This is a genomic window from Vibrio aquimaris (assembly GCF_009363415.1).
GTDB lineage: Bacteria > Pseudomonadota > Gammaproteobacteria > Enterobacterales > Vibrionaceae > Vibrio > Vibrio aquimaris.
Genome location: NZ_CP045351.1, coordinates 186,887 through 210,273, shown reverse-complemented (window position 1 = coordinate 210,273; position 23,387 = coordinate 186,887). Strand labels below are relative to the sequence as shown.

Sequence of the window (23,387 nt, the reverse complement as noted above, 5' to 3'; positions counted from 1 at the left end):
CGTCTTATTCGCTCAATTTTAAAACCATGTCAGCAGTGCCATCCTCAAATTGTACATCTAATTCGAAGCCCAGGTTTTGCGCCAACATAAGCATGCCTCTGTTGGTTGGCATGGTTACACCAGAAATTTGCTTAGTGCCTTTTTGGCGACAATAATCGATTATTTTTTGTAGCAACAGTTTGCCAAGACCCATTCCTTTAAGATCTGAGCGAACTAAGATCGCAAACTCAGCATCGGTATTGTCTGGATTAAGCAGCGCGCGTGACACGCCAATAATTTCAGGGTTTGAGTCAGAGTTGGCAATGGCAATGAAGGCCATTTCTCGATCGTAATCAATTTGGGTGAGATTAGCTAATGCTTCATGATTGAGTTCGCCAACATCACTAAAAAATCGATTGTACAAGTCTTCTTTAGACACCTTGCTCACAAACTGTGCATGGTTAGGTTCATCTTCTGGAAGAATGGGGCGCATGATAATGTCTGAACCATCTTTAAGCTGGACTCTTTCTTCGTACTCAACTGGGTATGGCCTAATTGCTAAGCGTTTTTGGCCTTCTCCCTGACTTTGTTTAAGAGTCATATCTGCATCAATCACTGTAAATTTATCTCCCGCAGCAAGTAGCGGGTGAATATCTAATTCATAAACTTGCGGGCAATCAACGATCATCTGGGATATTCGCACCAATAATTCAGAAAGCTTAGTAATATCCATAGGCACGGGTAATCGCTGAGGGCGGATCTTTCCTTCCTTGATGGCGCGAGTAACCAAGTACCTCGCCAGCGCCATGTTTAGTGGCGGTAAGGCACAGGTCGCATCAATAGATTCATCCCATTCAGCCCCTCCTTGACCAAGCAGAATAACAGGGCCAAATGTATGATCGGTTTTTACCTTAATACGGATTTCTTCCCCGCCGGCGAGTTTTGCCATTGCTTGGATCAACAGCCCATGTATGTTTGCCGATGGGTAATGGACTTCTGCGCGATCTAAAATTGCTTCAGCAGCGCTTGCCACCTCGTGATGGTTGCGCAAATTGAGCATGACACCTTGGATATCTGACTTGTGTGCAATATCTGGTGATCGCAGTTTAACCGCCACAGGGTAGCCAATCTGCTCTGAAATATGGACAGCTTCACTGGCATCAGAAGCGAGCCAAGTTGGCAGCACATTAAAGTTGAAAAACTTTAAAAAAGTGCCAATCTGATGAGTGTCTAACTCTAGGCTTACATTATCCTGTAACTTATTCTCAATCCACTGCTTGGCATCAGTAAGTTCACTGACATGCATGGGCTCAGCATTGGTTGGGGTTTCCATCAGCTGTTTTTGATTTCGCCGGTACTCGACTAAATGCATGAAACCAATGACAGCACTTTCCGGGGTTCGATAGGTGGGGATGCCCGCATTGGTGAAAATCTGGCGAGCGGATTTGACTGTATTCTCTCCCGACCAATTAGTCAGTATATTGAAATGTTGCCGGCGAGGGTGCTTGTTTATCGCTTCAACAATCGCTTGGGCAGTTTGTTGATTGTGTGTGCTCGCCGATGGACTGTGCATGATGAGGATTGCATCTGCGCAATCGCTATCCATGACAGCATTGATGGATTTGATATAGCGATCTTGTCCTGCATCACCGATTAAATCTATGGGGTTATTGTGACTCCAATTGTCTGGTAATACTTCACTAAGCTTATCGATAAGGCTTGGTGGCGGGGAGGCTAACTGACCCCCCTTCATTAATAATGTATCTACCGCAATGATAGCAGGGCCACCGCCATTAGAGATAATGGCGAGTCTTTCGCCTCGTAACGGAATGGAATGCGTCAAGGTTTCAACGGCAGCAAACAATTCGTGAGAATTATTAACCCTCAGCATTCCTGAGCGCTGGATAGCCGAGTCATAGATGATATCGAGGCTATCAAGTCCGCCAGTATGAGCATACGCAGCGGTGCGACCAGCCTGTGTTTTACCTCCTTTGAGCACTAAGATGCGCCGATTTCGCGAAGCCGCTCGAGCTGCTGACATAAAACGTCTGGCATTTTTTATCGTGTCCACATAGAGAAGTATCGCCTCGGTTTTCGAGTCCATGCTCAAATAATCGAGCAAGTCTGCAAAATCCATATCCAAAGCATTGCCTAAAGAAATGATGGCTGAAAAGCCGATGTTTTTATCGTTGGCCCAATCCAAGATTGTGGTGCACATGGCGGCTGATTGGGAAACAAATGCAATTTTTCCTTGTTTAGCATTGATGGGAGAACAGGAAGCGTTGATCTTCTCCCATGGCATGATAATACCGAGACTATTTGGGCCAAGCAGTCGTGTTGCGCTTCCTTTCGTGATATCACTGAGTAGTATGTTGTTTTCTTTCGTTAATCTAGTGGCGGACAGAACGATAACATGTTTGACTTGACGAGCTACAAGCTGCTGCAAGAGAGCTTCATTTCTAGAAGCATTAGTACATAAAATAGCGACATCAGGCGTGATTGGCAGTGAAGAAACGTCAGGATACGCTAATACACCACATACCGAGCGATGTGTCGGGGTAACAGGCATGACGACGCCTTCAAAACCCGCTTGGAGAAGGTTAGTCATAACTATATTACCTGCGCTGCTCGGTTTAATCGAAGCTCCTACAACGGCAATGGATTTAGGTTTAAGTAGGGCACTAAGATTATTCATGGCAGACCTTCACAAAATATTTTTACTACCAGTCTAACGGACCTATCCGACGAAACCAGAATGAAATAAGTGTTGTTATACGCTGATCACCTGACACGCATCTGACTTTGTGTATCACATCACAATGTAGCGGGGAATATTTCGAAAGTGAGCTTGATTCTCTGACTTTCTAACGGCATGATTTACAGTAACTTCTACAAAAGGCATGTGAAGAATCCCCATGAAAAGAATCGCAATAGTTAGCTTACCCTTAATACTGTCAGCTTGTGTGTCGAGTGACTACGTCACTGATGTATCTTCTGAAAGTTACCATGAAGATTATAAAACGGCAGCAATGCAAGAACCACTGATGGCCGAACAAGACATGGGCAACGGCATGATGGAAGAGGCGACGATGACAGTTAAGCCTATGAACAGTAAGGCTAAGCCTGCAGTTGCGATAGTGGCACCGACAGAGAAGCAAAAAGCCATGAGCTCACGATATGGCTTCACCATTCAAGTAGTTGCCGTGGGTACCCAAACAAAAGTGGATAAATTTGCACGCAAGCTACCAAAAAATGGTGAGCCTATCTGGGAAAACTACAAAGTAGTGAATGGTACTAAGTGGTATACCATCCTTTATGGTGATTATGCGACGCGAATGGATGCGAAAAAAGCCATCGCCAAGCTGCCTAATGAGCTGCAAGATATGAAACCATTTGTAAAAAGTATTGATGTGATTAAGAAATCCCAATATCCAACACTTAACAAGCTTAACTAATTATTCTCAAAGGGGGCACTAGCCCCCTTTTTTACGCATAAAAATTGACCGTTTGAATTGTCAGCAATGACATGCTTTAAGCAAATCAATGAATCTTTTCTGATTTTTGATTACTATCGGTTTTTAATACCTCTGTTATATCACGGAAAAATTTCTCATGGCGAATACAACAATTTTACTCCTTTGTGGCGGTGGCTCTGCGGAGCATGAAGTATCACTAGTTTCTGCAGACTATGTTCAGGCCAAGTTGGAGTCCATTGAGAGCTTTGATGTCATTAGAGTTGAAATTAAGAAAGAAGCTTGGTTTTGCAGCGATGAGAAAGTGTATCTAGACACCAATAAGGGCACACTGAATTTTGAACATCGCGCTATTAAGGTCGATTTTGTCGTGCCATGTATTCACGGCTACCCAGGTGAAACAGGGGATATCCAATCAATGCTGGAACTCGCTGGTTTGCCTTATCTTGGCTGTGGTCCTGAAGCGAGCACAAATTGCTTTAATAAAATCACTTCAAAATTATGGTACGACACACTCTCTATACCCAATACGCCATACATTTTTTTGTCTGAGAACAGCCCTCAATCTTATGAAGACACCCTAGCAGCATTTGATAAGTGGGGTGAGGTATTCGTTAAAGCTGCTCGCCAAGGTTCTTCTGTAGGTTGTTACAAGGTCACAGATAGAGGGCAACTTAAAGCGGCGATTGATGGCGCCTTTGGCTATTCAGACCAAGTTTTAGTTGAAAAAGCGGTTAGACCACGAGAGTTAGAGGTCGCTGCATTTGAATTTAAAGGGAAACTACACATTACGCCTCCTGGTGAAATAAAAGCGCCACAAGATGCTTTCTATTCGTATGACGAGAAATATAGCTCAACAAGTCAATCTATTACTGATGTCGAAGCGTCTGATTTGAGCGAGGAACAACTGAGCATTATTGAAAAATCGTCGAGAAAAGTGTTTGAGCAAATGAAGCTTCGTCACCTATCCAGAATCGACTTCTTTTTAACACCTGATGGACAAGTCTATCTTAATGAAGTCAATACCTTTCCGGGGATGACTCCAATCTCAATGTTTCCAAAAATGTTAGAGCACACCGGCATTACAGTGATCGACTTTCTTAAAGATTGTGTCGAAACATCACTTATTTAGTGAAATCAATATGGATAGCAAACGTCATACTTTTCACATGATGAGATTTGGTAAATCACTATAGTGTTGAAAGAGTTACGGTGTATCTTCGTTGAAATTATCATCGCAGTGTGATGATTTAACTAGATTTATTTTTGTGGGATGGACTTCAGTAAATTTACCTTTTGCCGATAAACTTGAATAAGAGTGATATACAATTATTATTAAATTAACTGATTACTAAGATAAAATACTATGGCTGCTGCAACATATCGAGGATTTACCCTCAAAACTGCTGGAAATTCTACCGATGTATGGCAAGTTCAGATTAAGAATCATACTTTATCTGGAAGTATGCCTGCGGTTAAAAAGAGCATTGATTGGTTTTGTGACACTGCAAATATCATTGATCCAAAAGAATTTGGATCTCTCGGTAACAAAAAAGAAACTGAGGGAAGTCCAGTTCAAGAGGATTTCCATGGTTACACACTCAAGAACGACAATGGTAATCCAAATGAGTGGTACTGTTTCTTTAATGGCAAATTAATTAAAGGCGGAAAGCTTGCCATGCAAAAGCATATCGAGGCATACTTGATCGCCAAGCAGAAAGCAGAACAACAACAGAAGAAATAGTTATTTATGAGTCTCGTATATTCGACAGAGGTCGGCAGAATACAGTCAGAACCGGAAAAGGTTCAGCGCCCTAAAGGTGATGGCATTGTTCGTATACAGCGCCAAACCAAAGGTCGCAAGGGTAAAGGCGTAAGCATAATCACAGGCCTAGATTTAGAAGATGCTCCACTCAAACTTTTAGCAGCCGAATTAAAGAAAGTATGTGGATGTGGTGGTTCAGTAAAAGATGGCACCATCGAAATACAAGGTGATGCCAGAGATAAAATCAAAGCGCATCTTGAAAAGAAAGGTCATACAGTGAAACTTGCTGGCGGTTAAGGCTTTCAAATAAACAAATTTTCAAGGCTAATATCTAACTTATTCATCTGTGATGCTTAAGTTAGATATTAGCTATTTTATGGTAAATAGATTATGTTGAATGCAATAGACATGTTGTAAGCAGAGAGACGAGGAGTGCAGATGCACTCTTTAGTATTGGATACTTTATTTAACATAATGCACGTAATGCGCACTGGTAAGGGTAAAAAAGAAAGGCAACTTTTACATCAAATTCAAATAGTTACCTTTACTTTTTACTCTAAAATCAAGCGGATTTTTTTATACTTGTCACACGTTCAATTGCTTCAACAACACGTTCATTTTTAGAACGCTCAGCCAATATAGCAAGTAATGTTAAATCTGGGTCTAGTCCTAAAATAACTGCAACTTCACAGGCTAGATCGTCACTCATTGTCTTTCCATTACGCCAATTTTGCACGGTTGTATGGCCTATACCTAAGTATTTAGCTACTTCTCGTGTGCTATGTATCTGTTTTTCTTCACATAGTTGATTTAATAAATCTAAGGTAGTCAGCATGTTTTTTACCTCCAATGTGAAGTGTATGACAAAACAAGGTGTACGTGAGCCCTGTACAACAATATCTAAATGATCTTTAATCTGTTTTGTTCAAGTTGAAGTGGATTTTGTGAAGACCGGTGATATTTGAACAAGTCAAGTCGGGAGACTTTACGATCCTTTTAAAGCCCCCAAAGTGAGTCGAAGCGCTACGGGGGCTATCTGATTAAAAGGCATCGTTTCTCCTAAGTATTGACCAGATAAATCAAAATAGGATCAGGATTATGTCAGTTACCCGTCAACCTCTCACATTTGAGACACTCATAAGCGAAAGCCCTACTCAACCAAACCAAGATAAATTAAATGTATTCTCTGAACATTGTCAGAAAATTCTGCTTCGTGTTATTCAATTAAACGCATCGACACCACACACGATTTCACTTGACGTACATGGTGACTCAGCAGATTTGTTTTGGTTTTATAATGACGGCCCAAAACTCGATAGACCGTCGTATAGCGACCCCTCAAACTGGATAGTCTACACTTGGCAGTCTATCGAAGAGATCAATCAGTTTTTCCTTGAGGCTAATATTGGCCTTGACCTTCTAGAAGCAGAAACAAAGGCTGCTTAGTCCATGAGTTACGATCCATTTGTGCATAATGAACAGCAAAAGAAAAAGCGCCAAGAGCGCCCTCTTTGTCGTTTGCATTATTCATTGATGACTCGCATCCTTAATAACCCCTCATCGTCTACCGCGTTTCTGACCGAGAACGGGCGTACAAGCCAAGAAAGCATGATTAATGATGTTGCTCGATTCATGTATGTCTTGGTCAATGAAATGTGCATGACGACTGGAAAGATCGGCGTAGATACAAAAGACGGTTTCTTGCTACGCACTTGGGGCTATGTGGAAAAAGAACTCAACATGCCCAATTGGCGCGTTAAGCAGTGTAAAGACTACGCGATGAAAAGAGGTTGGATCACATCGGTTCAGCCTCGTGAGCGTTACACAGGCAAGGACAACCTAGAGAAATGGCGCGGGCTTGCATCTATCAAGAAAGTGACTGATAAGTACTTTGCTGACTTAGGCATACTCAAGAACCGCTTAGAGGCCAAGGCCAAAGCCCGTAAATACCTAAAGAAACGTGCCACAGAGTGGAAGCGTCCCGTTAAATACATCCTTACGCCTATCACTTTGCTTGCTCGCCGTCGTAAAGAGCGTGCACAAGCAAACAAGGCCGCTCCAACTCAAGCGCCTACAACACCCCCTATCCCCATTTAGAAAGCCTAAAATGCAAAAAGCCCCTTAACTGGGGCTTTTGTCGTTGTATAGACGCAATCATTTTAACTTAAAAATATTAGTACAGCTCAAATATAATACATTCCAAATGTATTTAAAATACTTTTAGCAAAATCATGACCTTACCTGTGAATCATGATGTGACTTTTGTCACAGCTTATGGCGTATTTACTACTCCTAGATATAGTCTACGTTCTTACTCCCTTTTCTCAGTCCCAATGACTACTTTTCATAGTCTTCGACTAGAACGAATAGTAGTGATGTTAGTGAATATTAGGGAATACATCCTGAAGGATGTTGAAAAGGAAGCGGCTCTTCTTGTCAGCAAGCTGACTGGAGCCTTAGAGCTGCACCACTCCAACACAGTCGATTGACACCATACACGCGGTTAGTATGACCTTCGCTTATCGCTTCGCGATGGTCTGGCAAGGTGAAGGGCGAGATTTTAGGCATTAAAAAAGCCTATAGTGTAATACTTAATAACTTTTGTGGTATGATGTAAATAAGTTATAAGCTCTTTTAAGGAGAGTTATTATGCACGCTACAGATATTTCTAGCCCTTTTAGTGGCTTGTTTAGTGCAGTCAATTTTTTAGTACAGGGTCGCCAAGAATCTAGATCTCATAGTGGGGTCGAAGAAGGCTTTAGCATGATGGTAAACGGCCTATTTATGGTCCTACAATCAACGGAAGTTATTCTCAACGAAAAAATAGACTTGATCATGGACCATGAAGAGTCAATCGTATCTGACGATATGTTTGCAGATTTCCATGAATTCGAAAAAGTGGTTAATAATTTACAGCCTTTGGTGTTTGAGCATGGCTTAGGGCTACCAGATGACTACCGCCGTTTAATCGCTCGTGTTGTTGAACGATGCAGAATTTTACAAAGTTTGGAACGTCAGTTTAGAGAGCAGGCTTCCGCTTCTAGCCGCGTTACTTCTTTCGATAGCCTCAAGCGCGATAACCCTAACACAGTAAAAAAGTATGTTGGAGGCTGGACAGAAGCATGACAAGGAAAGTGTTTTTGTCCAATTTCACGGACTGGACTACCCCCTCAAACTCTCAGCTAGTTAAAGACCTAAAGCAGTACTTCCAGAAGAAAGTGCTCCCTTCAACCATCGGGCGTGACGCCCCATTAAAACGGCCTAAAGATGCTCAATTTGCTGGCTTAATGCATATACATATTGGCACTTTTAATGACATTAACTACCAATACTATCGTACTTCCGACGATTGGGTGATATACGCAACTGGTCTATATACCGATTCAATTTTAATAATTGACGTTTTAAGCCCAGACGCACACTCTCGATCTGAGCAATTGGATTTGATGAGCCACTATATTAAGCTTGGTGATGAGTTCAGAAATCAGCTTTAAATGGCGGTGTTATCGGCTATTATGAACACTGATTAGCTTTTCTGATTCCTGTTACACCTTTCAAGCTTCGTGTTGAGTTCTTCAGCGTCTCTAAGTGGGTATGAAATTGATCTTTAGAGTTCGCATCTAGGCGCTTGTACATTTCTACAATTTGAGCGACATCTTCGGCGATTGTTCCAGGGACTCTGACGACCTTACTTGGCTTTTTAGCCTTCTTTCGTCCGGCCCCAGCCCTTTTACCACCGTGGCCTAGCGCCAAATCATCAAACAGTGCTAATTGATGCTCTTTTTTCTTCATTGGGGTTGTAGAGTGTTCAACCTCTTTGATATCTGTTACAGATTTCATGTTATTGCATTCGTTATATATGGTAAGCGGTGTGCCCCATCCCTCTATACAACAAAAGTCAGGGTGCTTATCCATGTATGACTTAGCGATACGGCTAGAGACATCGGGATTATCTTGATAATGATAGCCTTCATTAAATAGCCCTACCTGATTCTGGAATTCTGAAAGCAGGGTTTTAACGTCCTTGCTCAAGACCACTTTGCATAATGTGCTCATTTCGGTTCCCTTAGCGAATTTGACAACTTGAATATTGTAACGAATTTCAAGTTGTGAATAGGTGATACCATTCAAGGTTTATATAAAACCAGTGCCTTATTTCTATGAAATGAGTATAATTGCTATCGGATTCGTAAATTTCTTCGGCTTGTTTCTATTAACGTCAGTTAAGGTAACGAGCTATATGCACTATCAACATAAAAAATTAGTTGTCTTTCTCCTATCGCTTTCACTACTGAGCATCGGTCTCTATCTATCAATACCAATAGAGTTCACTGATGTATTGTCTCCCTACGTGTCTAAAGGGGTCTATCTCCTACTCCTCGCCATAATGTTTTTCTTGGGCTGTTGGGCTAATAACAGTCAACAGCCGCCCAAAACGGAAAAACAGAAGATTGATCTCATCGTTTACGCTTGGGCCTTTGTCGGCCTGTTATCAGTCATGATTGAGTGGTGATTGCATGGAACAGAAAACACTCCAAAGCGAAACCGCACGCTTGCTCAACGAAATGGACACCGAATCACAAGCCTATAAGCCCCCTTTGGGGTTTGGCTTTGTTAAGCCTTGGTTAACCAAAACGGTTTGGCTATTTAAGGCCTTTAATCGTCGTCTCAATGCACTGGAAAAGGAGCGCGGATAATGGAAAAGGAAATCTTAGGTTATATCACTTGCCATACTTGCATGTCCCCAAAAGCCATTATTCAAGGCTCTGGCAAGCGTAAAGACTATGTCTATGGCCGCTGTGAATGTGGTCCAGATAATCGAACAGGCAAGCCAGCACAGCTAGAAATGAGAGGCTTTAAAACTCTTGAAGAGATTCAAGCGGAAATCGAAGCGCTCAACCAACCCAAACCAGAGTCAAAACCGGAACCACAATCAGAGCCAACGCCTGTTGTGAATGAGTCACAACCGGATAGTCAATCAAAGCCAATCGGAACGGCGGCGTGTGTGGGCATTGGAGCGGTAACGGGTTTTGTATTAGGCGGCATGTTTAAAGTATTAAAGGTGGTGGTGTAATGAATGAGCAAGTATTAGAAAACAATCAAATGGACGTAGAAGAAATCGAGCAGTTAGAGCAGCACAGCGAGCTAGACGAAAAAGCACTACTGGCCGAGCTTAACGGCGACGACTTCGATCCCGAAAGCGTTATTAAGCGCAAAGATCCCAAACAAGCGGCAGCACTTGAAGCAGGCAAACAAACCGCAAGTGTTGTGCTGGGTGTGGTTGAGCAAGGGCTTAAAATGTTTGGGCATAAGGCGTTTGAGTTTGACCCTGACGGCGCGGAAGGTGTCGCGCAAGCGGCCGCCCCTTTGTTTGTGAAATACAATGGTGAGCTTCCCCCTTGGCTGGCCGAATATAAAGAGGAAATTGCTTTCATTGGCGCAACAGGTGCACTTGGCTTTAGCTCATATCAGCAAATCAAAGCCCTTAAAGCCTTTGATAAAGCCAAAGAAGTTGAACAAATGGAAAATGAAGAGGAGCAAAGCCATGCTATTACTCAAGAATAACGCCTCATTTTACCATTGTAATTGTCTAGGTGTTGAAATGCTGTTGTTGATTCATGATAGTGAAAGAGTAGATTTTGATTTATTGATAGGTGGAGACGAACCATTAACTGAACAAGAGGCAGCAGCGCTTATTTCTAAGGGCGTAATGCTGCAATGTCATGCTAATGCCATTGTGCCCATCAAAGGAGAGGCAATCAATGCAGCCCATCAACCCGAATAATGCCCTTAAAAATGGTCATGTGTTTGCGGTTGGGATGAGTGGCAGCGGCAAAACGTCCGCGGCTAAGAAACTCTTTATCAAGGCGACTGATCAAGTCGCCATTTTTGACCCAATGGGTGACTATACTGGAAAGCTTGCGGGGCGCGTGGTCCGTGGCTACAGCGATATTAGAGAGTTTGCCGCCGCATTAATTGCAGGTCGTAAGACTAAGCAAGGCTTTAAGATTGCCTATCAGCCTAATTTTGAAACCACACCGGAAGACTTTGATAAATTTTGTCAGGTCGTATGGGCGATGGGCAACGGCAAGCACGCAAAAGCGCTCAAAATCATCTGTGAAGAAGTCGCCGAGCACAGTGAAAATGCAGGAAAAGCGACAGGCTATCACGGCAAACTGTTGCGCTTAGGACGTAAGTTTAACTTGCACACCATCAATCTATTTCAGCGCGGGCAAGAGGTATCGAAAACCATCATCGATAACTGTCAGCGTGCGTGTGTGATGATGCAAAAGACCAAAGCCAGTGCTCAATATTTGGAAAAAATGACCGGAATACCCGCGGATGAGATAGACAAACTTAATCCGCTTGAGTACTTGCTGCAAGACGGTAAGCACTACGAAAAAGGGGTAATTCGCTGGTAATGTGTGAACCAAATCAAACTTATTGCCAACCCATTCACAATAACTATTAGGTATCGATTGTGAATACCTTGCTTAAGTAGAAGCCGTCCAATGTTGGGCGGTTTTTTATTTGGAGCAAAGCATGAAATTAGATGCGAAAAATATCGGCATCATCGCAGGTATCGCGGCAATGGTCGCGGCAGGCGTCGTCTGGGCATCAAACAACATTGATGCGGTTGAAGACACAATTGGTTAAGGGGTTTTGATATGAATTCAGTAATGAAACTTAACTCCTTTACGGGCATTAAGTGGGGCGAGAAAGCGACCATGACCCTTTCCACGGGGCCAGTGTATGAAGAAATCTTTCTGGAAACAAACCTCACACCTGAGCAAATCAAGCGCGTTTCTATCACATTGAATGCTGATGAAATCATCATCCTAGACGGTGAGATTATGAAGACTCTTGAGGCTTACAAAGGCATGCCGTCTATTGATGGGTTTTATCATATTCCACTGGCTGACATTACGGCCAAAACCAAAAACGGGATGCGCTATACCGCCCTTGTGACGGAAACAGGCGACAACATCACGCTAGAGGTGGAAATTGCAGATAAGCCCACTGATGATGCACCGGATGTGCAATTGAAAGGTCATGCGACGGTCTCCCCTGCTCAGCCAGCGCGCATTGTGGTGCCTATGATTCAAAAGCAGACCATGCAAGCGGGCTCAACAGAGAATGAATTTCTTGACCTCAAAAGTGGTGCACTCGTGCACGTTCGCCGACTGCACTTTTTAAGCGGTGAAGTGAATGGCCTAGAAATTCACAAAGACTATGTGAAGCTGTACGACTCCACGCGAGCGGTGGAAACCATGCGCGCTAAACGTAATCGCCGTTTCTGGCAAACGGGTGTGTTTCACTTTGACCCCATTATGCGTGGCTACTATCTCGATGAGCTATTCCCCACATACCACAGCAATGAGTTAAAGCTCACTGTAAAAACAGATTCAGCGGTTGGCACCATCCCAATCTTGGTTGAATCCGTCAAAGTGGTGCGTCCTGACCTCATTCAGCAGTAAGGGGGAGCTATGTCTTTATGGGATGACCTGAGCGACTTTGGTTCTGGCGCGCTTGATAGTGTCGGTGAAGGGTTTGATCGCCTTGTCAAAACAGCCACGACCTCAGAGCAGCAAACCGTGAATTCGGGCACCACGGAACAAACCGTTAAGCAAGCGGACGACCACGGCAACAAGGTCACGCCCACAGCTCAAACGAACGATAACACCCTACTCTATGCGGGAATTGGAGTAGCAGCGTTATTGGGTGTTGGTTTGCTTGTCGTGTTGGCTAAAAACTAGGGGGTAAGCATGCCTTTGATATGGGTTGCGCTAGCGGCAGGGGGTGTGGGATTTGGAGGCGGGTTCTTTGCAGGCTCGACCGCATCAAAAATCATTAAGTTAGCCGCACTTGGGGGCGGCGGCTATATCGCCTATCAGGTGATTAAGGGGAGCAAATGATACCAAATGGGCTAACCAATAGCGGTTCAATGCCCGTCAATGCAAGCGGAGGTCACGCTGGCCCATCCAGTGTAACCGCCCGTAATTCATTTGGCGGTATTCGCAATGGCTCAATTAACTTTGGCGGCGGTGGCGTGTCGTCTTGGTTGCCTTGGGTTGCACTCACAATCGTTGGGGGGCTACTGGTATGGCAAAGCAAGTAAACCTAACTTATATCGGCCCAAAGCGCGCTGATGTGCGCTATCACTTGGAGCAACTAAAACCCGCCTTTAATGGTTCAGAGTGTGCCAAAGCGGAATGGTTGGAAATGGTCGAGCGTGTCCAGACGGGAAGCGCGGCCCTATACCAAGCTAAAGCCGATGATGTATTACTTCGCTTTGTTGGGCGTGTGATTGATGGGACGTATCACATCAACGCAATGGCGGGGCATGGTTTGCGACAAACCGCCCCCGTGATTATCGAGCGTTGTTTAGCAATGGGCTATACCGCGATCAGTTACAACACTTATCGCGCTGGCATGGGGCGAATTTTGCTTGGTTTTGGCTTTGAACTCGACAAGCAACTGAGCCAAGCCGAGTCTCGCTACATGCTCGATTTAGGAGGTGTCTATGGGTAAAGGAGGAAGCAGTAGCAGCCGAAGTTCGACTCAAAACACCAACGTCAACGGCACAAGTGCAATAAGTGGCGATAACTTAGGTGTCGTTCTGAGCGGTATTAATGGTTCATCTATTAATGTGACCGCAACTGACCACGGCGCAATGAAAACTGCGGAGAACATGGCTAAGGCTGCAATGGCAAGCAATACAGAAGCTATGAAGCAAGCGAGCAATCTCAGCTCAGAAGCCATAAAAAGCAATGAGCGGGTCATTGATAAGTCGTTTGATTTTGGTGAGAAATCGTTGAATGCGGTATCCAAAACCAATTCAGAAGCCATTGACGCAATGAAAGTGCTGGCTGCACAAAGCAGTGAAAACACGCGCACGGCGCTAAAAGTGGCAGAAAAAGCAAAAACTCATGAGCAAACAGGCACAGCCCCGCAAATGACGAAAATTGCCTTGGGCGTGTCCGGCGCGCTTGCTGTTGGAATGGTGGCGCTAGCATGGAGTAAGAAATAATGGAGTTACAACCAGGGACACAAACGCCAATTTCGGTCGGTGGCAAAGGTAAATATTTGATTGTGCGCTCGACCAGCGCCCCTGTATTTATCAGTGCTGACAGCCTAAGACCACAACGGCTTGAATCGGGCGACCGAATCAATGTATCTGAGTTCGATAAGATGTTTTTAGAGCACAAAGCGCCGCAGACCGTGGCCTTTGATTATCAAATATCAGATCTTGAAGTAAGACCCGCCTCAACCAGTGGCCTAGTGGTCCAGCGCATTATTGAGCCTATCGAGTTTTCGGCAACGGTGCATGTGGGTGATGGGCTGAAAGTCGAACCGCTCTCCCCTGACACCATGACCACGAAGCCGGATGTTGAAATTGCGCCTAATGCCAAGGTGAAAATCTGCAATAGCGGGTTTCGCCAAGTGTCCATTCAAGTCATTAGTGACGAGGTAACTACCTTGCGAGTCGGTGATTTTCATATTGCCTCTAATCGCGGGTTGATGGTGATGGGGAGCAAGCACGCGACAGGCTCCCTATCGTTGGACTACACAGGCGAGCTTTATGCAGTCAATACCAGTGCGTCAACCGCTCGTCTATCCATTGTGGGGGTGAAGTAATGCACGTCTATAACCCATTTTTTAACACCAAAACAACCATTTCAGACGTTGACCAATTGGCCGACCGCTTGCTGGCGCTGTCTGATAAAGATGCTCAGCTAATTAGCGATGTGTTAAGCCTCACTCAAGAGGATGCCGCGCTACTGAGCAAAATTCATCAGCAAACAGCGGTAATTGAGCAACAGAAAGCGTTGATTACTCAGCAAGGCAGCGATATCAGCCTACTAAAAACAGAGGTTAATAAAGCGCAAGCCCTTGCTAATGCGAGTTGCGAGAATCTCTTGATTAACCCTCGCGGCAAAATTAACCAAGCCAATGAGTCAGACGGTGTATTGGCTGCGGGTGTGTATTTCTGTGATGGCTGGAAAGCGGGCGTGAATGGTGCAGAAGTGTATCGAGACGCGGACGGTTTCCGTTTGGTGAGTGGTTCGATAGTTCAACTTGTACCAAACAACGTTGAGCCCAATCAAACTTTGCGCGGGAACCTGACCACGGTTAGCGGTACACCGCAAATTAAAATCAATGGTGGTACGGATTCAGCGCAGAGCGACAGCGCGGAATACATCCAGTTTGAGGTAAGCGGCGATAACTCCAAATTTACCAAATTGGTTATGGCTGAAAGCGTAGAATTGCCAATCTACGACCAACACGCCGATGAACTCACACCGTGTTTGCGATTTTATCGGCGAAACCTAACTCGAGTAGTGAATAGCCATGCGACAAACGGATTGTATCACATTTACCAAAACGTTGAGTTTACTCAGATGCATAAAACCCCCGCTATTGGTTTAAGGGTAATTTCTTACCCATCCGGTTACACAGGACATAAGGTTTCATCAATTAAGGCTGACGGGTTCTATGTTGATTTCTCAGGTAGCAGTGTCAGTAACAATGCTGTGGCCAGTTTTGACTATACCGCTGACGCTCGACCATAAGGAATTGACAGATGAAATACGCAAATCCTGAAAATACGGCAGTTATCTGCGCTCACCCTGTTAGCTGTGAGCAATGGACAGTGCCACGTGGTCACCGTTTTTGGGCTGAGTTCGGAATTGATATTGCAGAGCAAGAAAGCCGAATCGCAGACGCTGACCCTCAATCAGAGCAGGTGCAGTAATGCGCCCGCTCTATCTTTCTCTCATATTAGGAGCCGTTGGAGGGCTTATCTATATGGCATACAAACAAACATTGCCTCGCGGGGTGCGTAACAATAACCCGTTAAACATCCGTGAAAGCAAAGGGGACACCACACAATGGCAAGGCGAATCATTATTCGATACCGACAAATCATTCGAAGAGTTCACGAATCCCGCGTATGGATTTCGTGCCGGTGCGCGAGTGCTTCGTTCTTATGAGCGGCAAGGCTTCAGTACCTTAAAGGAAATGATTCAACGCTTTGCTCCGGCTCATGAAAATGACACGGATAACTACGTTCGATTTGTCAGCAAAGAAACAGGAATCGCGCCCAATCAGCGTGTCAATGTCAATGACAACGACCAGTTAGCGAAACTGCTTCATACCATGTCACGCATGGAAGTGGGCGATTATTACTCGCTGAAAATGGCGCAAAAAGGAGTTGCACTGGCATGACCAAAGAAGACTGGAAAAAACTTGGGATCACCATCGTAGGCGGCGTTGCAGCGGCCTACACCATTAAATTTTTAAAAGCGAGGAAGCTACTATGAAAAAATGGTTAGAAAAAGTGGGCGTTAATCTTGATGAGCCTTCTACGAAAAAAGGGTTAGCTTTGCTTGGGTCTGGCGCAGCATTGGCGCTTGGCCATCCTGAGTTATTAACCGCCAACGTGACGCCTGAAGGTGTTCAATACGGTGGCATTGTTGGCGTAATGTTCCCCATTGCGATAGGTCTTTGGGAAACTATCCGTAAAGAGTTTGAATAATGGTAAGTGGTGATGAGGACAAATCAGCGTTGGCCCTTGGTCGTGGTCCCTACACTATTACTGGTGTCTTGGTATGCGTATGCTAGGACGAAAGGGAGAGATAAACTGGTAAATGTGCCCGCCCCCAGACAGAATCCTTTACCTAATCTAGACAACTTAATCAATCAGCTTTAACCAAGGGCGCTAAGCGCCCTTCTTATTTCAAGTTATCAGAATAAACCTGTATACTTATTATGTGACTAAATCAGGAAGCTTTATGAAACTTTTCTTTGTCGATAATAGCGGTGAAAAGCGGTACCTAGAGTACGAAGCAAAAACGCGAGCTGAGCTTAAAACTCAGATTGGTAGCCCGCAGTTTGATTACGAAGGCAATAGCTACAGTATTCGAAATGTGCAGGCTGAAACCTCATCAAACAGTGTCTTTCCTGCCGTTTTGGGTGGTGCGTTGGGCATTTTAGCGGGTGGGCTTGGCGTTGCAATTGGGGCAACTATTGGAGCTATGGCTGGAGAGTCAATAGTTGAAACGGAGAAGAAGGAAGTCAATGAATTCAATTCAAGTACTCTTTAACAATGGACGGCCCAAGTTTATTGTCTTTATTATTTTCATATTCGGGATTTTAGGTGCGTTATGGTTTGATGGCCTAAATAGTTTTGCTGTTGAACTAGCCAAAGAACACGCTCGTGAAATTCGCCATATCATTATTGGGCTTTTTATATCGACTTACGCCAGCGCTTTTGTGGTCGAAAGCCATTACAACCATTCTCCAAAACTTGTTGATACCATACAAAACTTCTCCACATCTATTTCTACTTTACTCGGAGCTTATCAGTTAGCTATCTGGTTATTGTTAGATATAAACGCACAGACAAAACAGTACCTTCCTCACGCTGATAAAATTGACTCATTAGTGTTTTTGATTGCAATAGTGCTTTTGGGCCAACTGTCTATAAAGCAAGTCTCAAAAGAGATCATCAAGATTAGTGAATTGTTTGCGAGCAAAACAACAATTACCGTCACGCCTTCTTCAATTTCCTCTAGTAGCAACGTCACTAACATCTAGTAGCAGGGCGCTTAGCGCCCTGCTTTCTTTTAATCCTATAGCGTTTCTTTTTTTTTCGCCTGAACTGTATGACGTTTGAGTTGGTTTTTAGGCTCATCCTGATGTCCAGCTCCATCAAGTCATACGCGGTTAATTCCCTTCCTCCTGGTGTAAACAATTTATCCCCGCGAATTTTAAAGCCCCGCCAAGGTTTGGTGATGGGCAGATAGCCACGATGCATGATCAATAGCAACCTAACCACAGACATTGGCCATGTACCTTTCGTTTGCCAGTTCTTAACGGTTTGAGGGGTGACACCAAAGAAATCAGCCGCTTGTTTGTTATCGTCAAAGTGCGAAAGCAGCATGTCTTTGACTTGATTGATATACATGTTATGAGCGAATAGTTCGTCTTTTAAGTCTTTTCTCATGTGATCCCTATCTCATTATTATAATAAAGCCCCTGATTAGGGGCGAAGGAATCAAGAATCATATTTTCTCAGCATTCGCCTAACAATTGGGATTGAGTAGAGCATTTATACAACTTTTGGTTTTTGTGATAGCTTTAAAATTTCCTTACTGGATGCATAGTGTTTTAATGAACAGGAATGTAACTAATTGAACATAAGACAAAGTAATACGCACTAATCGTATGGGTGCCTTCAAAAATACTCAACATTAATCAACTAACATCAGTACAAAAAAAGCACTCTTATTGGTAGCTTCAAGTTTGTTTACAAACAACATTGCTATAAACAACATTGTATTGAATTTTAGAGCTAAGGTCTGTAACAGCACCTCCTCTGCGATTGAACTAGGGAAAAAAACGGGAGATTTTTCTCTAGCGCAAAACATACTTAAAGTTAAACAAGACAGCAATACTAAAAAGTCCATTGCTGCGCATACTTTCCGCATTCAAGCCGAAAATAAATCCGATAACTTGGGCAAACGTTACCAGAAATTCGGGTATGGTCATCATGACACCAAGACTTACGGAGTAAGCAAGCATCAACATAATCTGATGGTTAGGATAAATAGTGCTAACGATACTCTTAAAAAAGCGGAAGCTAAAGTAACTAAGTACGAAGAGCGTCAGGCTCAGTTACAAAACAAAGAGCAAGAGCTTTTTAAAGCGCAGTTTGAAAAAGCGCACAACATCTCTCATTGGGATTGATTTAAGAGCTAGGTGTGTTGAACGCCTAGCTAAACTTAGATATTGATAATTAAACATTCATGTACCTTCGGCGAGATTCTGCGAGAGAATCGTCCGTAGCGCTTCGCTTGAACCCCGCCTCGCGCTTTTTTTCTACCAGTTTGCTGTTTGGGGATTGTGTTCTCCAAACAGAATAAAACGTTATGCTCAGGAACGTAAGGAAAGGCTGAATGTGTACGGGCTTGATTTGCTAATCGGTGCGCCGTCATGGCATGTACGCAGCAAGCGGCGACAACATCTATATTTATGAGGGCGAGAAAAGCTTTAGTAGCGGTGAAAAATGTATCGATATCACTTTACCTAACGACTCTATGTTAGAAATGACAATGGACCATGCTAAGAAAGAAGTTACTATCTCTAAAGCAGGCTCTTTCCACAACGATGATAACGTTAGCTTACAGGTAGTAACGCAGTTAATTCAGGAGCTGTTAGATGACTACAAATTGAAGTTAGAATAGTCGCGGCTTTTACCATCATATACAGCATATCTGAGGAACCCAGATATAACCGTCATTGGAGTCGCCATAGGTAGTGCCTATGGCGTTAAGCTGGTAAAGCGCGGCTATATATAAGCATATTATCGCATCAAGCGTATCTTCATTACTTTTTAGCGCTTTTCCCTTCAACGACTGAATTGTTGATTCAGACAAGAATGGTTTAAACTGCTGAGGAATTTCAAGTGCAAGCACTGATGAACATTGCAGCTTGGATATCAAGTTGGCCAATATCACCTGCCCTTGCCTCTTATCCGCGACATTGCCCTTTTTGTATAGCAACCTCTCTGTTAGCCCAAAGCATTCAATAATACTTGGATGTGGATAACACTCAATTTGCCATAGTGTTATCCCCAAGTGTGCAAACCCCATTTCTTTCAATGCCAATGAAAGGTGCACGCTCATGGGATTTGGATAAAGAGACTGGTTAGACGGATGACACGCTGCTTTTCTTGCACTATAAGTGCGGCTTAACGCTTTTTCACATTCTCGTTGGCCAGTCTGATTATTTATTATTAAAGGCGCGTCGATAGCAACACCAACAAGATGTTCCAAACTTGATAAGTATTCGACTATTGTCTTCTGACCGAGTATGGCAGGTTCAACAGCTTCTAAGAATAGTTTATTACCAATAAAGCTTCCAACCGCTATCGCTGATGTATTCTTCTCCCCGTTCCACGCAAGATCAATACCTGCTAGTCTCATATTTCTCCGGATAAAAGGTCTAAAAAGGCGATCCTAACTTCGTCTATCGAACATCTAGAATATGTCATGTATTATCAATCATAATTTGTTCGATTTGTTGGCTAGTATCTTGTAGCCAAATAAGAGAGAATATCGATGAGTTTATCTATTGTTGCTGATTGTTTTCTATGAGAATACTCTCCGTATTATTGCTTTGTACTCTTGTTGGTGGTTGTGTAAACCACCAAATAAATCAACGACCTTTTCTTGATAACTTAGAGTATACGCATGTTTTCGGTGAGCCAACTCCAGATGGTCAGAAGGTACGCTTGGTATACACACCTGAAGGCAAGGCAGATAGAGAAGTAATTGTTAATATTGACGAGCCGGTTGACTCTATTTCCATGCACTTCCGGTTATGTGAAAACAATGGGGTTTACGACGGACTAACTGACGATGAACAAAAACACATCCAATCACAAAACGTGGATTGTGACTCCTGGCTTACACTCACTCCGTTGAACAACAACAAGTATGCCTTATCTTATGAGCTAAATATTTTAATTGGATTTAATGTTGAGTATTCAGACACAAAACGCGAGTTTACACCAGTTATGAAAAAGCTAGCTCAATATCGTGTTATCTATACGCCAAAGTCAGTGGCTTATCCTCTCCAACGATATATAGATGATATCGTTGTCGAGGAAACAAAAGTGGAGTTTATGCTGTAGCGTTTGAAAAATTGTGAAATCACACATTTTCTGACAGATCAAGCCTCATTGGGACATCTACCATGCCTTCCCTAGTTCTTACCCCCGCGATGCGCTTGAAGCCAAAATTCTTGTATACATGTTCCGCGTTTACCGCCGAATTAACGGTAAAATGAGTATGTCTTGTTTGACGTAAACTGGCAGATTTTGCCATTTCCCATAATTTACGTGCGATTCCTTGCCCCTGATAATCATCTGAAACGAATAAATGATATAGATGATTAGAATCACGCATACCGATGACGGCGATAATATTACTTTCTGGATCTATGGCTATATGATATTGATAACCTGATTGTATGTAATCTTTAATACTTTGACTTGTCATTGAACCAAGTAATGTTTCATGGAATGACTCATCGCAGGTAGGGCAGACATATTTTTTAGCTAAAGCTTGTATAAGTTCACTAATCGGTTGAGCATGCTTAACCTCGGCTTGTATAAATCTAATCATATGTCCCTTTCGCTATGCAATATACAAATTAATCGTATCATACTGATATATAATATTTAATTTATCAAGACATAATCTATGAGTGACATTGTAACTAAGTATCAAATAAGATGATTAGTTACAATGTCACCATTACTTTTCATCTTAGACAAAGTCACTCTTTATCTAGTCATTTCTAGTTTCTAAAAAACAGACCCAAATTAGTAACCAGAAAATACATAACGAGCTAGTCGCACAGCAGAATATTATGCTGCGCGATAGTGAGCGCTCGCAGACTGATTCAAAGTTTTTGTAATTAAATTACAGGTGGTTTTTGACGTATCGTTACTACAGAACATTATTCTGTAGTAAGCTACTGTTTTATTTGGTTTTTAGCGGTTCTACACTAGTAGGTGGTTTTAAACCGGAGAGTTGAATTGCGAAACAACAAAAAGGGCTAACAAGTGCCCTCTTCTTGATTAATTATTTATTGAAGTGATTAAGTGGTAGAGTCGTTGGTCTGATTACGTATTTGCTCAGCGATTAACTTTATTGCCTGCGCTGTACTCATTCCTTGAGCCATAAGCTCTTGGATTTTTTCTACTGCTTCTTGTTGCTCGGCATGTGAAAGTGTGGGGAGATCATCAAACATAAATTGGCTCCGTTAAGCGTTAGGAGCCAACTATATTATTATTTAACAGAATCGGCCAGTTTTTCGTTAAAACAAATATTAGTAACTGGCAAGAAAGTTAATGTACGCACCCATAGAGTTTTCATTGGTATAGCTTGCGCCAATATCCATTTGAAAAAGGTTTAACGGTGACAAACCAATCCCAGCGGTGAATGTATCATCTAAATTATCGTAAGCTAAATTTCGTCGCCAGCCTGCACGCAGTTTTAACTGACGCATAATATCAATTTCGCCCCCTACTCTCACATATTGAGTGTTGTCTTTAAAATTGGTATAGCGCTCATCTTCATTGATGTCGTAATCGACACTAAATGCTGAATAATCTCCGACTAGACCCAGGCCAACGGTATATTGAGGTCTTATTTTATAAGAGTAGGATACAGCGGGAATTGTTCTTTCTTCTCCGGGGAATATATCCGACTGCAAGGTTTGCGCAGCCAGTTCTTGGGTTGTAATATCACGAGAAACAATATTCATAGCTGACACCCCAAACCTTAAGGGGCCGCGAAACCATAAAAAGCCAGCATCCATATTGAACATGGTGTCACCCGTGCCATTATCCCGCACGTCTTTAATGTCGTAATTGTTTAAGTTAGCTGTATAAACATAGGTATAGATGCGTTGTATTTTAGGTGATATACCAAATGAAATATGTTGGCCAAGAAAGGTTTGATATTTAGCTAGCGATACACCAACCTCCGCAACGCCAATTGCGACTGCATTAACTGCACTTAGCTCCGCATTGACCGCTGTGTTAAGATCTGTGTTGCCGGTGTTAGCACCAGTATAGATATCTGTTTGAGCAAAAGCTTCGGTATACGCTTTACCAAATAAGTTAGCCGCTACCCAACTATTTGGGATAGCTAAAGCTACAACCCCTCCCAGTTCTAACTTGGCAATATCGTTTTCAAGTCCATTTAGCGTTGTCTGAAGCTCAGCTGCATCAGCTGAGGAAATGCTGTTTGAACTAATAGCACCGTCTATTATCTTCGCCGCTTGATCAAGACCATCGACCATTTCATGTTCATCATTATAATTTAAGCCAATCGAAGGAATGATCATTCCGGCATCATCGTTACGACGATAAATTGCGGTAATAGCAGGATTATAAAATGGAGCGGTTAAAAAGTTGGAGGATACAACACCAGTGCCTCCCATTGAATCTCCCCGCGCTTCAACAGCATAGGTTGCCGCATAGGAATGAGCAGAGAGAAAGGCTATAGGTAATACTAAGATTTTTATTGATTTTTTCATATCGATATAAACTTCTTCATCCCTGTGGTTTATATCGTCTAATTGTGTATGAA

37 protein-coding genes are annotated in these 23,387 nt (G+C 43.1%); 29 read left to right on the top strand and 8 right to left on the bottom strand.

What is annotated here, in order from left to right:
- Positions 1-4: 4 nt before the first annotated feature.
- Positions 5-2,674, bottom strand: coding sequence for a bifunctional acetate--CoA ligase family protein/GNAT family N-acetyltransferase (locus FIV01_RS15550; protein WP_152431916.1), 2,670 nt, complete (start codon positions 2,672-2,674; stop codon positions 5-7).
- Positions 2,675-2,894: 220 nt separating this feature from the next.
- On the opposite strand from FIV01_RS15550, the gene FIV01_RS15545 reads away from it, so the two are divergent.
- From FIV01_RS15545 to yciH, 4 genes are all read left to right on the top strand, one after another.
- Complete coding sequence (locus tag FIV01_RS15545) at positions 2,895-3,434, top strand: SPOR domain-containing protein (protein ID WP_152431915.1); 540 nt, start codon at positions 2,895-2,897, stop codon at positions 3,432-3,434.
- 157 nt (positions 3,435-3,591) lie between these two features.
- Positions 3,592-4,584: a D-alanine--D-alanine ligase gene (locus FIV01_RS15540; protein WP_152431914.1), complete on the top strand. Its 993-nt coding sequence runs from the start codon at positions 3,592-3,594 to the stop codon at positions 4,582-4,584.
- Between the two features lie 234 nt (positions 4,585-4,818).
- Positions 4,819-5,196, top strand: a complete 378-nt coding sequence (locus FIV01_RS15535) for a DUF3319 domain-containing protein (RefSeq protein WP_152431913.1) — start codon at positions 4,819-4,821, stop codon at positions 5,194-5,196.
- Between the two features lie 6 nt (positions 5,197-5,202).
- A complete protein-coding gene (gene yciH, locus FIV01_RS15530; protein WP_152431912.1) occupies positions 5,203-5,514 on the top strand; it encodes a stress response translation initiation inhibitor YciH in 312 nt (103 codons plus the stop codon).
- 265 nt (positions 5,515-5,779) lie between these two features.
- Here yciH and FIV01_RS15525 read toward each other — a convergent pair whose 3' ends face one another.
- Positions 5,780-6,052: a helix-turn-helix domain-containing protein gene (locus FIV01_RS15525; RefSeq protein WP_152431911.1), complete on the bottom strand. Its 273-nt coding sequence runs from the start codon at positions 6,050-6,052 to the stop codon at positions 5,780-5,782.
- Between the two features lie 263 nt (positions 6,053-6,315).
- Here FIV01_RS15525 and FIV01_RS15520 point away from each other — a divergent pair, with 263 nt between their 5' ends.
- The 4 genes from FIV01_RS15520 (at position 6,316) to FIV01_RS15505 (ending at position 8,711) form a co-directional block, all read left to right on the top strand.
- On the top strand, positions 6,316-6,663 hold the full coding sequence (locus FIV01_RS15520; protein WP_152431910.1) for a hypothetical protein: 348 nt from the start codon (positions 6,316-6,318) through the stop codon (positions 6,661-6,663).
- Between the two features lie 3 nt (positions 6,664-6,666).
- Positions 6,667-7,314, top strand: coding sequence for a hypothetical protein (locus tag FIV01_RS15515; RefSeq protein WP_152431909.1), 648 nt, complete (start codon positions 6,667-6,669; stop codon positions 7,312-7,314).
- Positions 7,315-7,866: 552 nt separating this feature from the next.
- Positions 7,867-8,343 (top strand): hypothetical protein, encoded by a 477-nt coding sequence (locus tag FIV01_RS15510; RefSeq protein WP_152431908.1) that lies wholly within the window; start codon positions 7,867-7,869, stop codon positions 8,341-8,343.
- A 14-nt stretch (positions 8,344-8,357) separates the two neighbouring features.
- A complete protein-coding gene (locus FIV01_RS15505; protein ID WP_172971860.1) occupies positions 8,358-8,711 on the top strand; it encodes a type II toxin-antitoxin system YafO family toxin in 354 nt (117 codons plus the stop codon).
- A 19-nt stretch (positions 8,712-8,730) separates the two neighbouring features.
- On the opposite strand, the gene FIV01_RS15500 is transcribed toward FIV01_RS15505, so the two are convergent.
- Positions 8,731-9,273, bottom strand: coding sequence for a hypothetical protein (locus tag FIV01_RS15500; RefSeq protein WP_216649466.1), 543 nt, complete (start codon positions 9,271-9,273; stop codon positions 8,731-8,733).
- Between the two features lie 461 nt (positions 9,274-9,734).
- On the opposite strand from FIV01_RS15500, the gene FIV01_RS15495 reads away from it, so the two are divergent.
- The 18 genes from FIV01_RS15495 to FIV01_RS15420 all read left to right on the top strand — a co-directional run bounded on the left by FIV01_RS15495 (position 9,735) and on the right by FIV01_RS15420 (position 17,817).
- Complete coding sequence (locus tag FIV01_RS15495) at positions 9,735-9,914, top strand: hypothetical protein (RefSeq protein WP_152431906.1); 180 nt, start codon at positions 9,735-9,737, stop codon at positions 9,912-9,914.
- Positions 9,914-10,291 (top strand): hypothetical protein, encoded by a 378-nt coding sequence (locus FIV01_RS15490; RefSeq protein WP_152431905.1) that lies wholly within the window; start codon positions 9,914-9,916, stop codon positions 10,289-10,291. The genes FIV01_RS15495 and FIV01_RS15490 overlap by 1 nt, the downstream gene beginning before the upstream one ends.
- Positions 10,291-10,782, top strand: a complete 492-nt coding sequence (locus FIV01_RS15485) for a hypothetical protein (protein WP_152431904.1) — start codon at positions 10,291-10,293, stop codon at positions 10,780-10,782. The genes FIV01_RS15490 and FIV01_RS15485 overlap by 1 nt, the downstream gene beginning before the upstream one ends.
- The gene (locus FIV01_RS15480; RefSeq protein ID WP_152431903.1) at positions 10,763-11,002 is read left to right on the top strand and encodes a hypothetical protein; all 240 of its coding nucleotides are present in this window, start codon (positions 10,763-10,765) and stop codon (positions 11,000-11,002) included. The genes FIV01_RS15485 and FIV01_RS15480 overlap by 20 nt, the downstream gene beginning before the upstream one ends.
- Complete coding sequence (locus tag FIV01_RS15475; RefSeq protein ID WP_152431902.1) at positions 10,980-11,639, top strand: P-loop NTPase family protein; 660 nt, start codon at positions 10,980-10,982, stop codon at positions 11,637-11,639. The genes FIV01_RS15480 and FIV01_RS15475 overlap by 23 nt, the downstream gene beginning before the upstream one ends.
- Positions 11,640-11,885: 246 nt before the next feature.
- Entirely contained in the window at positions 11,886-12,695 is an 810-nt protein-coding gene (locus FIV01_RS15470) for a major capsid protein P2 (RefSeq protein ID WP_152431901.1), read from the top strand.
- A 9-nt stretch (positions 12,696-12,704) separates the two neighbouring features.
- Positions 12,705-12,974, top strand: coding sequence for a hypothetical protein (locus tag FIV01_RS15465; RefSeq protein WP_152431900.1), 270 nt, complete (start codon positions 12,705-12,707; stop codon positions 12,972-12,974).
- Positions 12,975-12,983: 9 nt separating this feature from the next.
- On the top strand, positions 12,984-13,133 hold the full coding sequence (locus FIV01_RS20625) for a hypothetical protein (RefSeq protein WP_172971858.1): 150 nt from the start codon (positions 12,984-12,986) through the stop codon (positions 13,131-13,133).
- Positions 13,130-13,336 carry a hypothetical protein gene (locus FIV01_RS15460; RefSeq protein WP_152431899.1) on the top strand — a complete coding sequence of 69 codons (207 nt, stop codon included), beginning with the start codon at positions 13,130-13,132 and terminating at the stop codon, positions 13,334-13,336. Before FIV01_RS20625 ends, FIV01_RS15460 begins: the two co-directional genes overlap by 4 nt.
- Complete coding sequence (locus FIV01_RS15455; RefSeq protein ID WP_152431898.1) at positions 13,321-13,749, top strand: hypothetical protein; 429 nt, start codon at positions 13,321-13,323, stop codon at positions 13,747-13,749. The genes FIV01_RS15460 and FIV01_RS15455 overlap by 16 nt, the downstream gene beginning before the upstream one ends.
- The gene (locus FIV01_RS15450; RefSeq protein WP_152431897.1) at positions 13,742-14,248 is read left to right on the top strand and encodes a hypothetical protein; all 507 of its coding nucleotides are present in this window, start codon (positions 13,742-13,744) and stop codon (positions 14,246-14,248) included. Before FIV01_RS15455 ends, FIV01_RS15450 begins: the two co-directional genes overlap by 8 nt.
- A complete protein-coding gene (locus FIV01_RS15445) occupies positions 14,248-14,856 on the top strand; it encodes a hypothetical protein (protein ID WP_152431896.1) in 609 nt (202 codons plus the stop codon). The genes FIV01_RS15450 and FIV01_RS15445 overlap by 1 nt, the downstream gene beginning before the upstream one ends.
- The gene (locus FIV01_RS15440; RefSeq protein ID WP_152431895.1) at positions 14,856-15,791 is read left to right on the top strand and encodes a hypothetical protein; all 936 of its coding nucleotides are present in this window, start codon (positions 14,856-14,858) and stop codon (positions 15,789-15,791) included. Before FIV01_RS15445 ends, FIV01_RS15440 begins: the two co-directional genes overlap by 1 nt.
- Positions 15,792-15,802: 11 nt before the next feature.
- The gene (locus FIV01_RS20620; RefSeq protein WP_172971857.1) at positions 15,803-15,973 is read left to right on the top strand and encodes a hypothetical protein; all 171 of its coding nucleotides are present in this window, start codon (positions 15,803-15,805) and stop codon (positions 15,971-15,973) included.
- A 53-nt stretch (positions 15,974-16,026) separates the two neighbouring features.
- Positions 16,027-16,446, top strand: coding sequence for a virion protein (locus FIV01_RS15435; protein WP_152432751.1), 420 nt, complete (start codon positions 16,027-16,029; stop codon positions 16,444-16,446).
- A gap of 91 nt (positions 16,447-16,537) precedes the next feature.
- A complete protein-coding gene (locus FIV01_RS15430; RefSeq protein ID WP_152431894.1) occupies positions 16,538-16,756 on the top strand; it encodes a hypothetical protein in 219 nt (72 codons plus the stop codon).
- A 256-nt stretch (positions 16,757-17,012) separates the two neighbouring features.
- Entirely contained in the window at positions 17,013-17,324 is a 312-nt protein-coding gene (locus tag FIV01_RS15425) for a hypothetical protein (protein WP_152431893.1), read from the top strand.
- Positions 17,299-17,817, top strand: coding sequence for a hypothetical protein (locus FIV01_RS15420; RefSeq protein WP_152431892.1), 519 nt, complete (start codon positions 17,299-17,301; stop codon positions 17,815-17,817). Before FIV01_RS15425 ends, FIV01_RS15420 begins: the two co-directional genes overlap by 26 nt.
- On the opposite strand, the gene FIV01_RS15415 is transcribed toward FIV01_RS15420, so the two are convergent.
- Complete coding sequence (locus FIV01_RS15415; RefSeq protein ID WP_152431891.1) at positions 17,807-18,226, bottom strand: DUF3653 domain-containing protein; 420 nt, start codon at positions 18,224-18,226, stop codon at positions 17,807-17,809. The two genes, FIV01_RS15420 and FIV01_RS15415, sit on opposite strands and share 11 nt — an antisense overlap.
- A gap of 299 nt (positions 18,227-18,525) precedes the next feature.
- On the opposite strand from FIV01_RS15415, the gene FIV01_RS15410 reads away from it, so the two are divergent.
- Positions 18,526-18,969, top strand: a complete 444-nt coding sequence (locus FIV01_RS15410; RefSeq protein ID WP_152431890.1) for a hypothetical protein — start codon at positions 18,526-18,528, stop codon at positions 18,967-18,969.
- 251 nt (positions 18,970-19,220) lie between these two features.
- Positions 19,221-19,466, top strand: a complete 246-nt coding sequence (locus FIV01_RS15405; protein ID WP_152431889.1) for a hypothetical protein — start codon at positions 19,221-19,223, stop codon at positions 19,464-19,466.
- A 15-nt stretch (positions 19,467-19,481) separates the two neighbouring features.
- On the opposite strand, the gene FIV01_RS15400 is transcribed toward FIV01_RS15405, so the two are convergent.
- Positions 19,482-20,207, bottom strand: coding sequence for a DUF429 domain-containing protein (locus FIV01_RS15400; RefSeq protein WP_152431888.1), 726 nt, complete (start codon positions 20,205-20,207; stop codon positions 19,482-19,484).
- Positions 20,208-20,374: 167 nt separating this feature from the next.
- Here FIV01_RS15400 and FIV01_RS15395 point away from each other — a divergent pair, with 167 nt between their 5' ends.
- Entirely contained in the window at positions 20,375-20,917 is a 543-nt protein-coding gene (locus FIV01_RS15395) for a hypothetical protein (protein WP_152431887.1), read from the top strand.
- A gap of 19 nt (positions 20,918-20,936) precedes the next feature.
- Here the strand turns inward: FIV01_RS15395 and FIV01_RS15390 are convergent, their stop codons facing one another.
- From FIV01_RS15390 to FIV01_RS15380, 3 genes are all read right to left on the bottom strand, one after another.
- On the bottom strand, positions 20,937-21,410 hold the full coding sequence (locus FIV01_RS15390; RefSeq protein ID WP_152431886.1) for a GNAT family N-acetyltransferase: 474 nt from the start codon (positions 21,408-21,410) through the stop codon (positions 20,937-20,939).
- A 478-nt stretch (positions 21,411-21,888) separates the two neighbouring features.
- The gene (locus FIV01_RS15385; RefSeq protein WP_114786196.1) at positions 21,889-22,041 is read right to left on the bottom strand and encodes a YoaH family protein; all 153 of its coding nucleotides are present in this window, start codon (positions 22,039-22,041) and stop codon (positions 21,889-21,891) included.
- A 78-nt stretch (positions 22,042-22,119) separates the two neighbouring features.
- Positions 22,120-23,334, bottom strand: a complete 1,215-nt coding sequence (locus tag FIV01_RS15380) for a conjugal transfer protein TraF (protein WP_152431885.1) — start codon at positions 23,332-23,334, stop codon at positions 22,120-22,122.
- Positions 23,335-23,387: the final 53 nt, after the last annotated feature.

Coding starts and splice junctions, on each gene's coding strand:
- FIV01_RS15550 (WP_152431916.1), bottom strand. CDS start 2,674: ATGAATAATCTTAGTGCCCTACTTAAACCTAAATCCATTGCCGTTGTA.
- FIV01_RS15545 (WP_152431915.1), top strand. CDS start 2,895: ATGAAAAGAATCGCAATAGTTAGCTTACCCTTAATACTGTCAGCTTGT.
- FIV01_RS15540 (WP_152431914.1), top strand. CDS start 3,592: ATGGCGAATACAACAATTTTACTCCTTTGTGGCGGTGGCTCTGCGGAG.
- FIV01_RS15535 (WP_152431913.1), top strand. CDS start 4,819: ATGGCTGCTGCAACATATCGAGGATTTACCCTCAAAACTGCTGGAAAT.
- yciH (WP_152431912.1), top strand. CDS start 5,203: ATGAGTCTCGTATATTCGACAGAGGTCGGCAGAATACAGTCAGAACCG.
- FIV01_RS15525 (WP_152431911.1), bottom strand. CDS start 6,052: ATGCTGACTACCTTAGATTTATTAAATCAACTATGTGAAGAAAAACAG.
- FIV01_RS15520 (WP_152431910.1), top strand. CDS start 6,316: ATGTCAGTTACCCGTCAACCTCTCACATTTGAGACACTCATAAGCGAA.
- FIV01_RS15515 (WP_152431909.1), top strand. CDS start 6,667: ATGAGTTACGATCCATTTGTGCATAATGAACAGCAAAAGAAAAAGCGC.
- FIV01_RS15510 (WP_152431908.1), top strand. CDS start 7,867: ATGCACGCTACAGATATTTCTAGCCCTTTTAGTGGCTTGTTTAGTGCA.
- FIV01_RS15500 (WP_216649466.1), bottom strand. CDS start 9,273: ATGAGCACATTATGCAAAGTGGTCTTGAGCAAGGACGTTAAAACCCTG.
- FIV01_RS15495 (WP_152431906.1), top strand. CDS start 9,735: ATGGAACAGAAAACACTCCAAAGCGAAACCGCACGCTTGCTCAACGAA.
- FIV01_RS15490 (WP_152431905.1), top strand. CDS start 9,914: ATGGAAAAGGAAATCTTAGGTTATATCACTTGCCATACTTGCATGTCC.
- FIV01_RS15485 (WP_152431904.1), top strand. CDS start 10,291: ATGAATGAGCAAGTATTAGAAAACAATCAAATGGACGTAGAAGAAATC.
- FIV01_RS15480 (WP_152431903.1), top strand. CDS start 10,763: ATGCTATTACTCAAGAATAACGCCTCATTTTACCATTGTAATTGTCTA.
- FIV01_RS15475 (WP_152431902.1), top strand. CDS start 10,980: ATGCAGCCCATCAACCCGAATAATGCCCTTAAAAATGGTCATGTGTTT.
- FIV01_RS15470 (WP_152431901.1), top strand. CDS start 11,886: ATGAATTCAGTAATGAAACTTAACTCCTTTACGGGCATTAAGTGGGGC.
- FIV01_RS15465 (WP_152431900.1), top strand. CDS start 12,705: ATGTCTTTATGGGATGACCTGAGCGACTTTGGTTCTGGCGCGCTTGAT.
- FIV01_RS20625 (WP_172971858.1), top strand. CDS start 12,984: ATGCCTTTGATATGGGTTGCGCTAGCGGCAGGGGGTGTGGGATTTGGA.
- FIV01_RS15460 (WP_152431899.1), top strand. CDS start 13,130: ATGATACCAAATGGGCTAACCAATAGCGGTTCAATGCCCGTCAATGCA.
- FIV01_RS15455 (WP_152431898.1), top strand. CDS start 13,321: ATGGCAAAGCAAGTAAACCTAACTTATATCGGCCCAAAGCGCGCTGAT.
- FIV01_RS15450 (WP_152431897.1), top strand. CDS start 13,742: ATGGGTAAAGGAGGAAGCAGTAGCAGCCGAAGTTCGACTCAAAACACC.
- FIV01_RS15445 (WP_152431896.1), top strand. CDS start 14,248: ATGGAGTTACAACCAGGGACACAAACGCCAATTTCGGTCGGTGGCAAA.
- FIV01_RS15440 (WP_152431895.1), top strand. CDS start 14,856: ATGCACGTCTATAACCCATTTTTTAACACCAAAACAACCATTTCAGAC.
- FIV01_RS20620 (WP_172971857.1), top strand. CDS start 15,803: ATGAAATACGCAAATCCTGAAAATACGGCAGTTATCTGCGCTCACCCT.
- FIV01_RS15435 (WP_152432751.1), top strand. CDS start 16,027: ATGGCATACAAACAAACATTGCCTCGCGGGGTGCGTAACAATAACCCG.
- FIV01_RS15430 (WP_152431894.1), top strand. CDS start 16,538: ATGAAAAAATGGTTAGAAAAAGTGGGCGTTAATCTTGATGAGCCTTCT.
- FIV01_RS15425 (WP_152431893.1), top strand. CDS start 17,013: ATGAAACTTTTCTTTGTCGATAATAGCGGTGAAAAGCGGTACCTAGAG.
- FIV01_RS15420 (WP_152431892.1), top strand. CDS start 17,299: ATGAATTCAATTCAAGTACTCTTTAACAATGGACGGCCCAAGTTTATT.
- FIV01_RS15415 (WP_152431891.1), bottom strand. CDS start 18,226: ATGAGAAAAGACTTAAAAGACGAACTATTCGCTCATAACATGTATATC.
- FIV01_RS15405 (WP_152431889.1), top strand. CDS start 19,221: ATGTACGCAGCAAGCGGCGACAACATCTATATTTATGAGGGCGAGAAA.
- FIV01_RS15400 (WP_152431888.1), bottom strand. CDS start 20,207: ATGAGACTAGCAGGTATTGATCTTGCGTGGAACGGGGAGAAGAATACA.
- FIV01_RS15395 (WP_152431887.1), top strand. CDS start 20,375: ATGAGAATACTCTCCGTATTATTGCTTTGTACTCTTGTTGGTGGTTGT.
- FIV01_RS15390 (WP_152431886.1), bottom strand. CDS start 21,410: ATGATTAGATTTATACAAGCCGAGGTTAAGCATGCTCAACCGATTAGT.
- FIV01_RS15385 (WP_114786196.1), bottom strand. CDS start 22,041: ATGTTTGATGATCTCCCCACACTTTCACATGCCGAGCAACAAGAAGCA.
- FIV01_RS15380 (WP_152431885.1), bottom strand. CDS start 23,334: ATGAAAAAATCAATAAAAATCTTAGTATTACCTATAGCCTTTCTCTCT.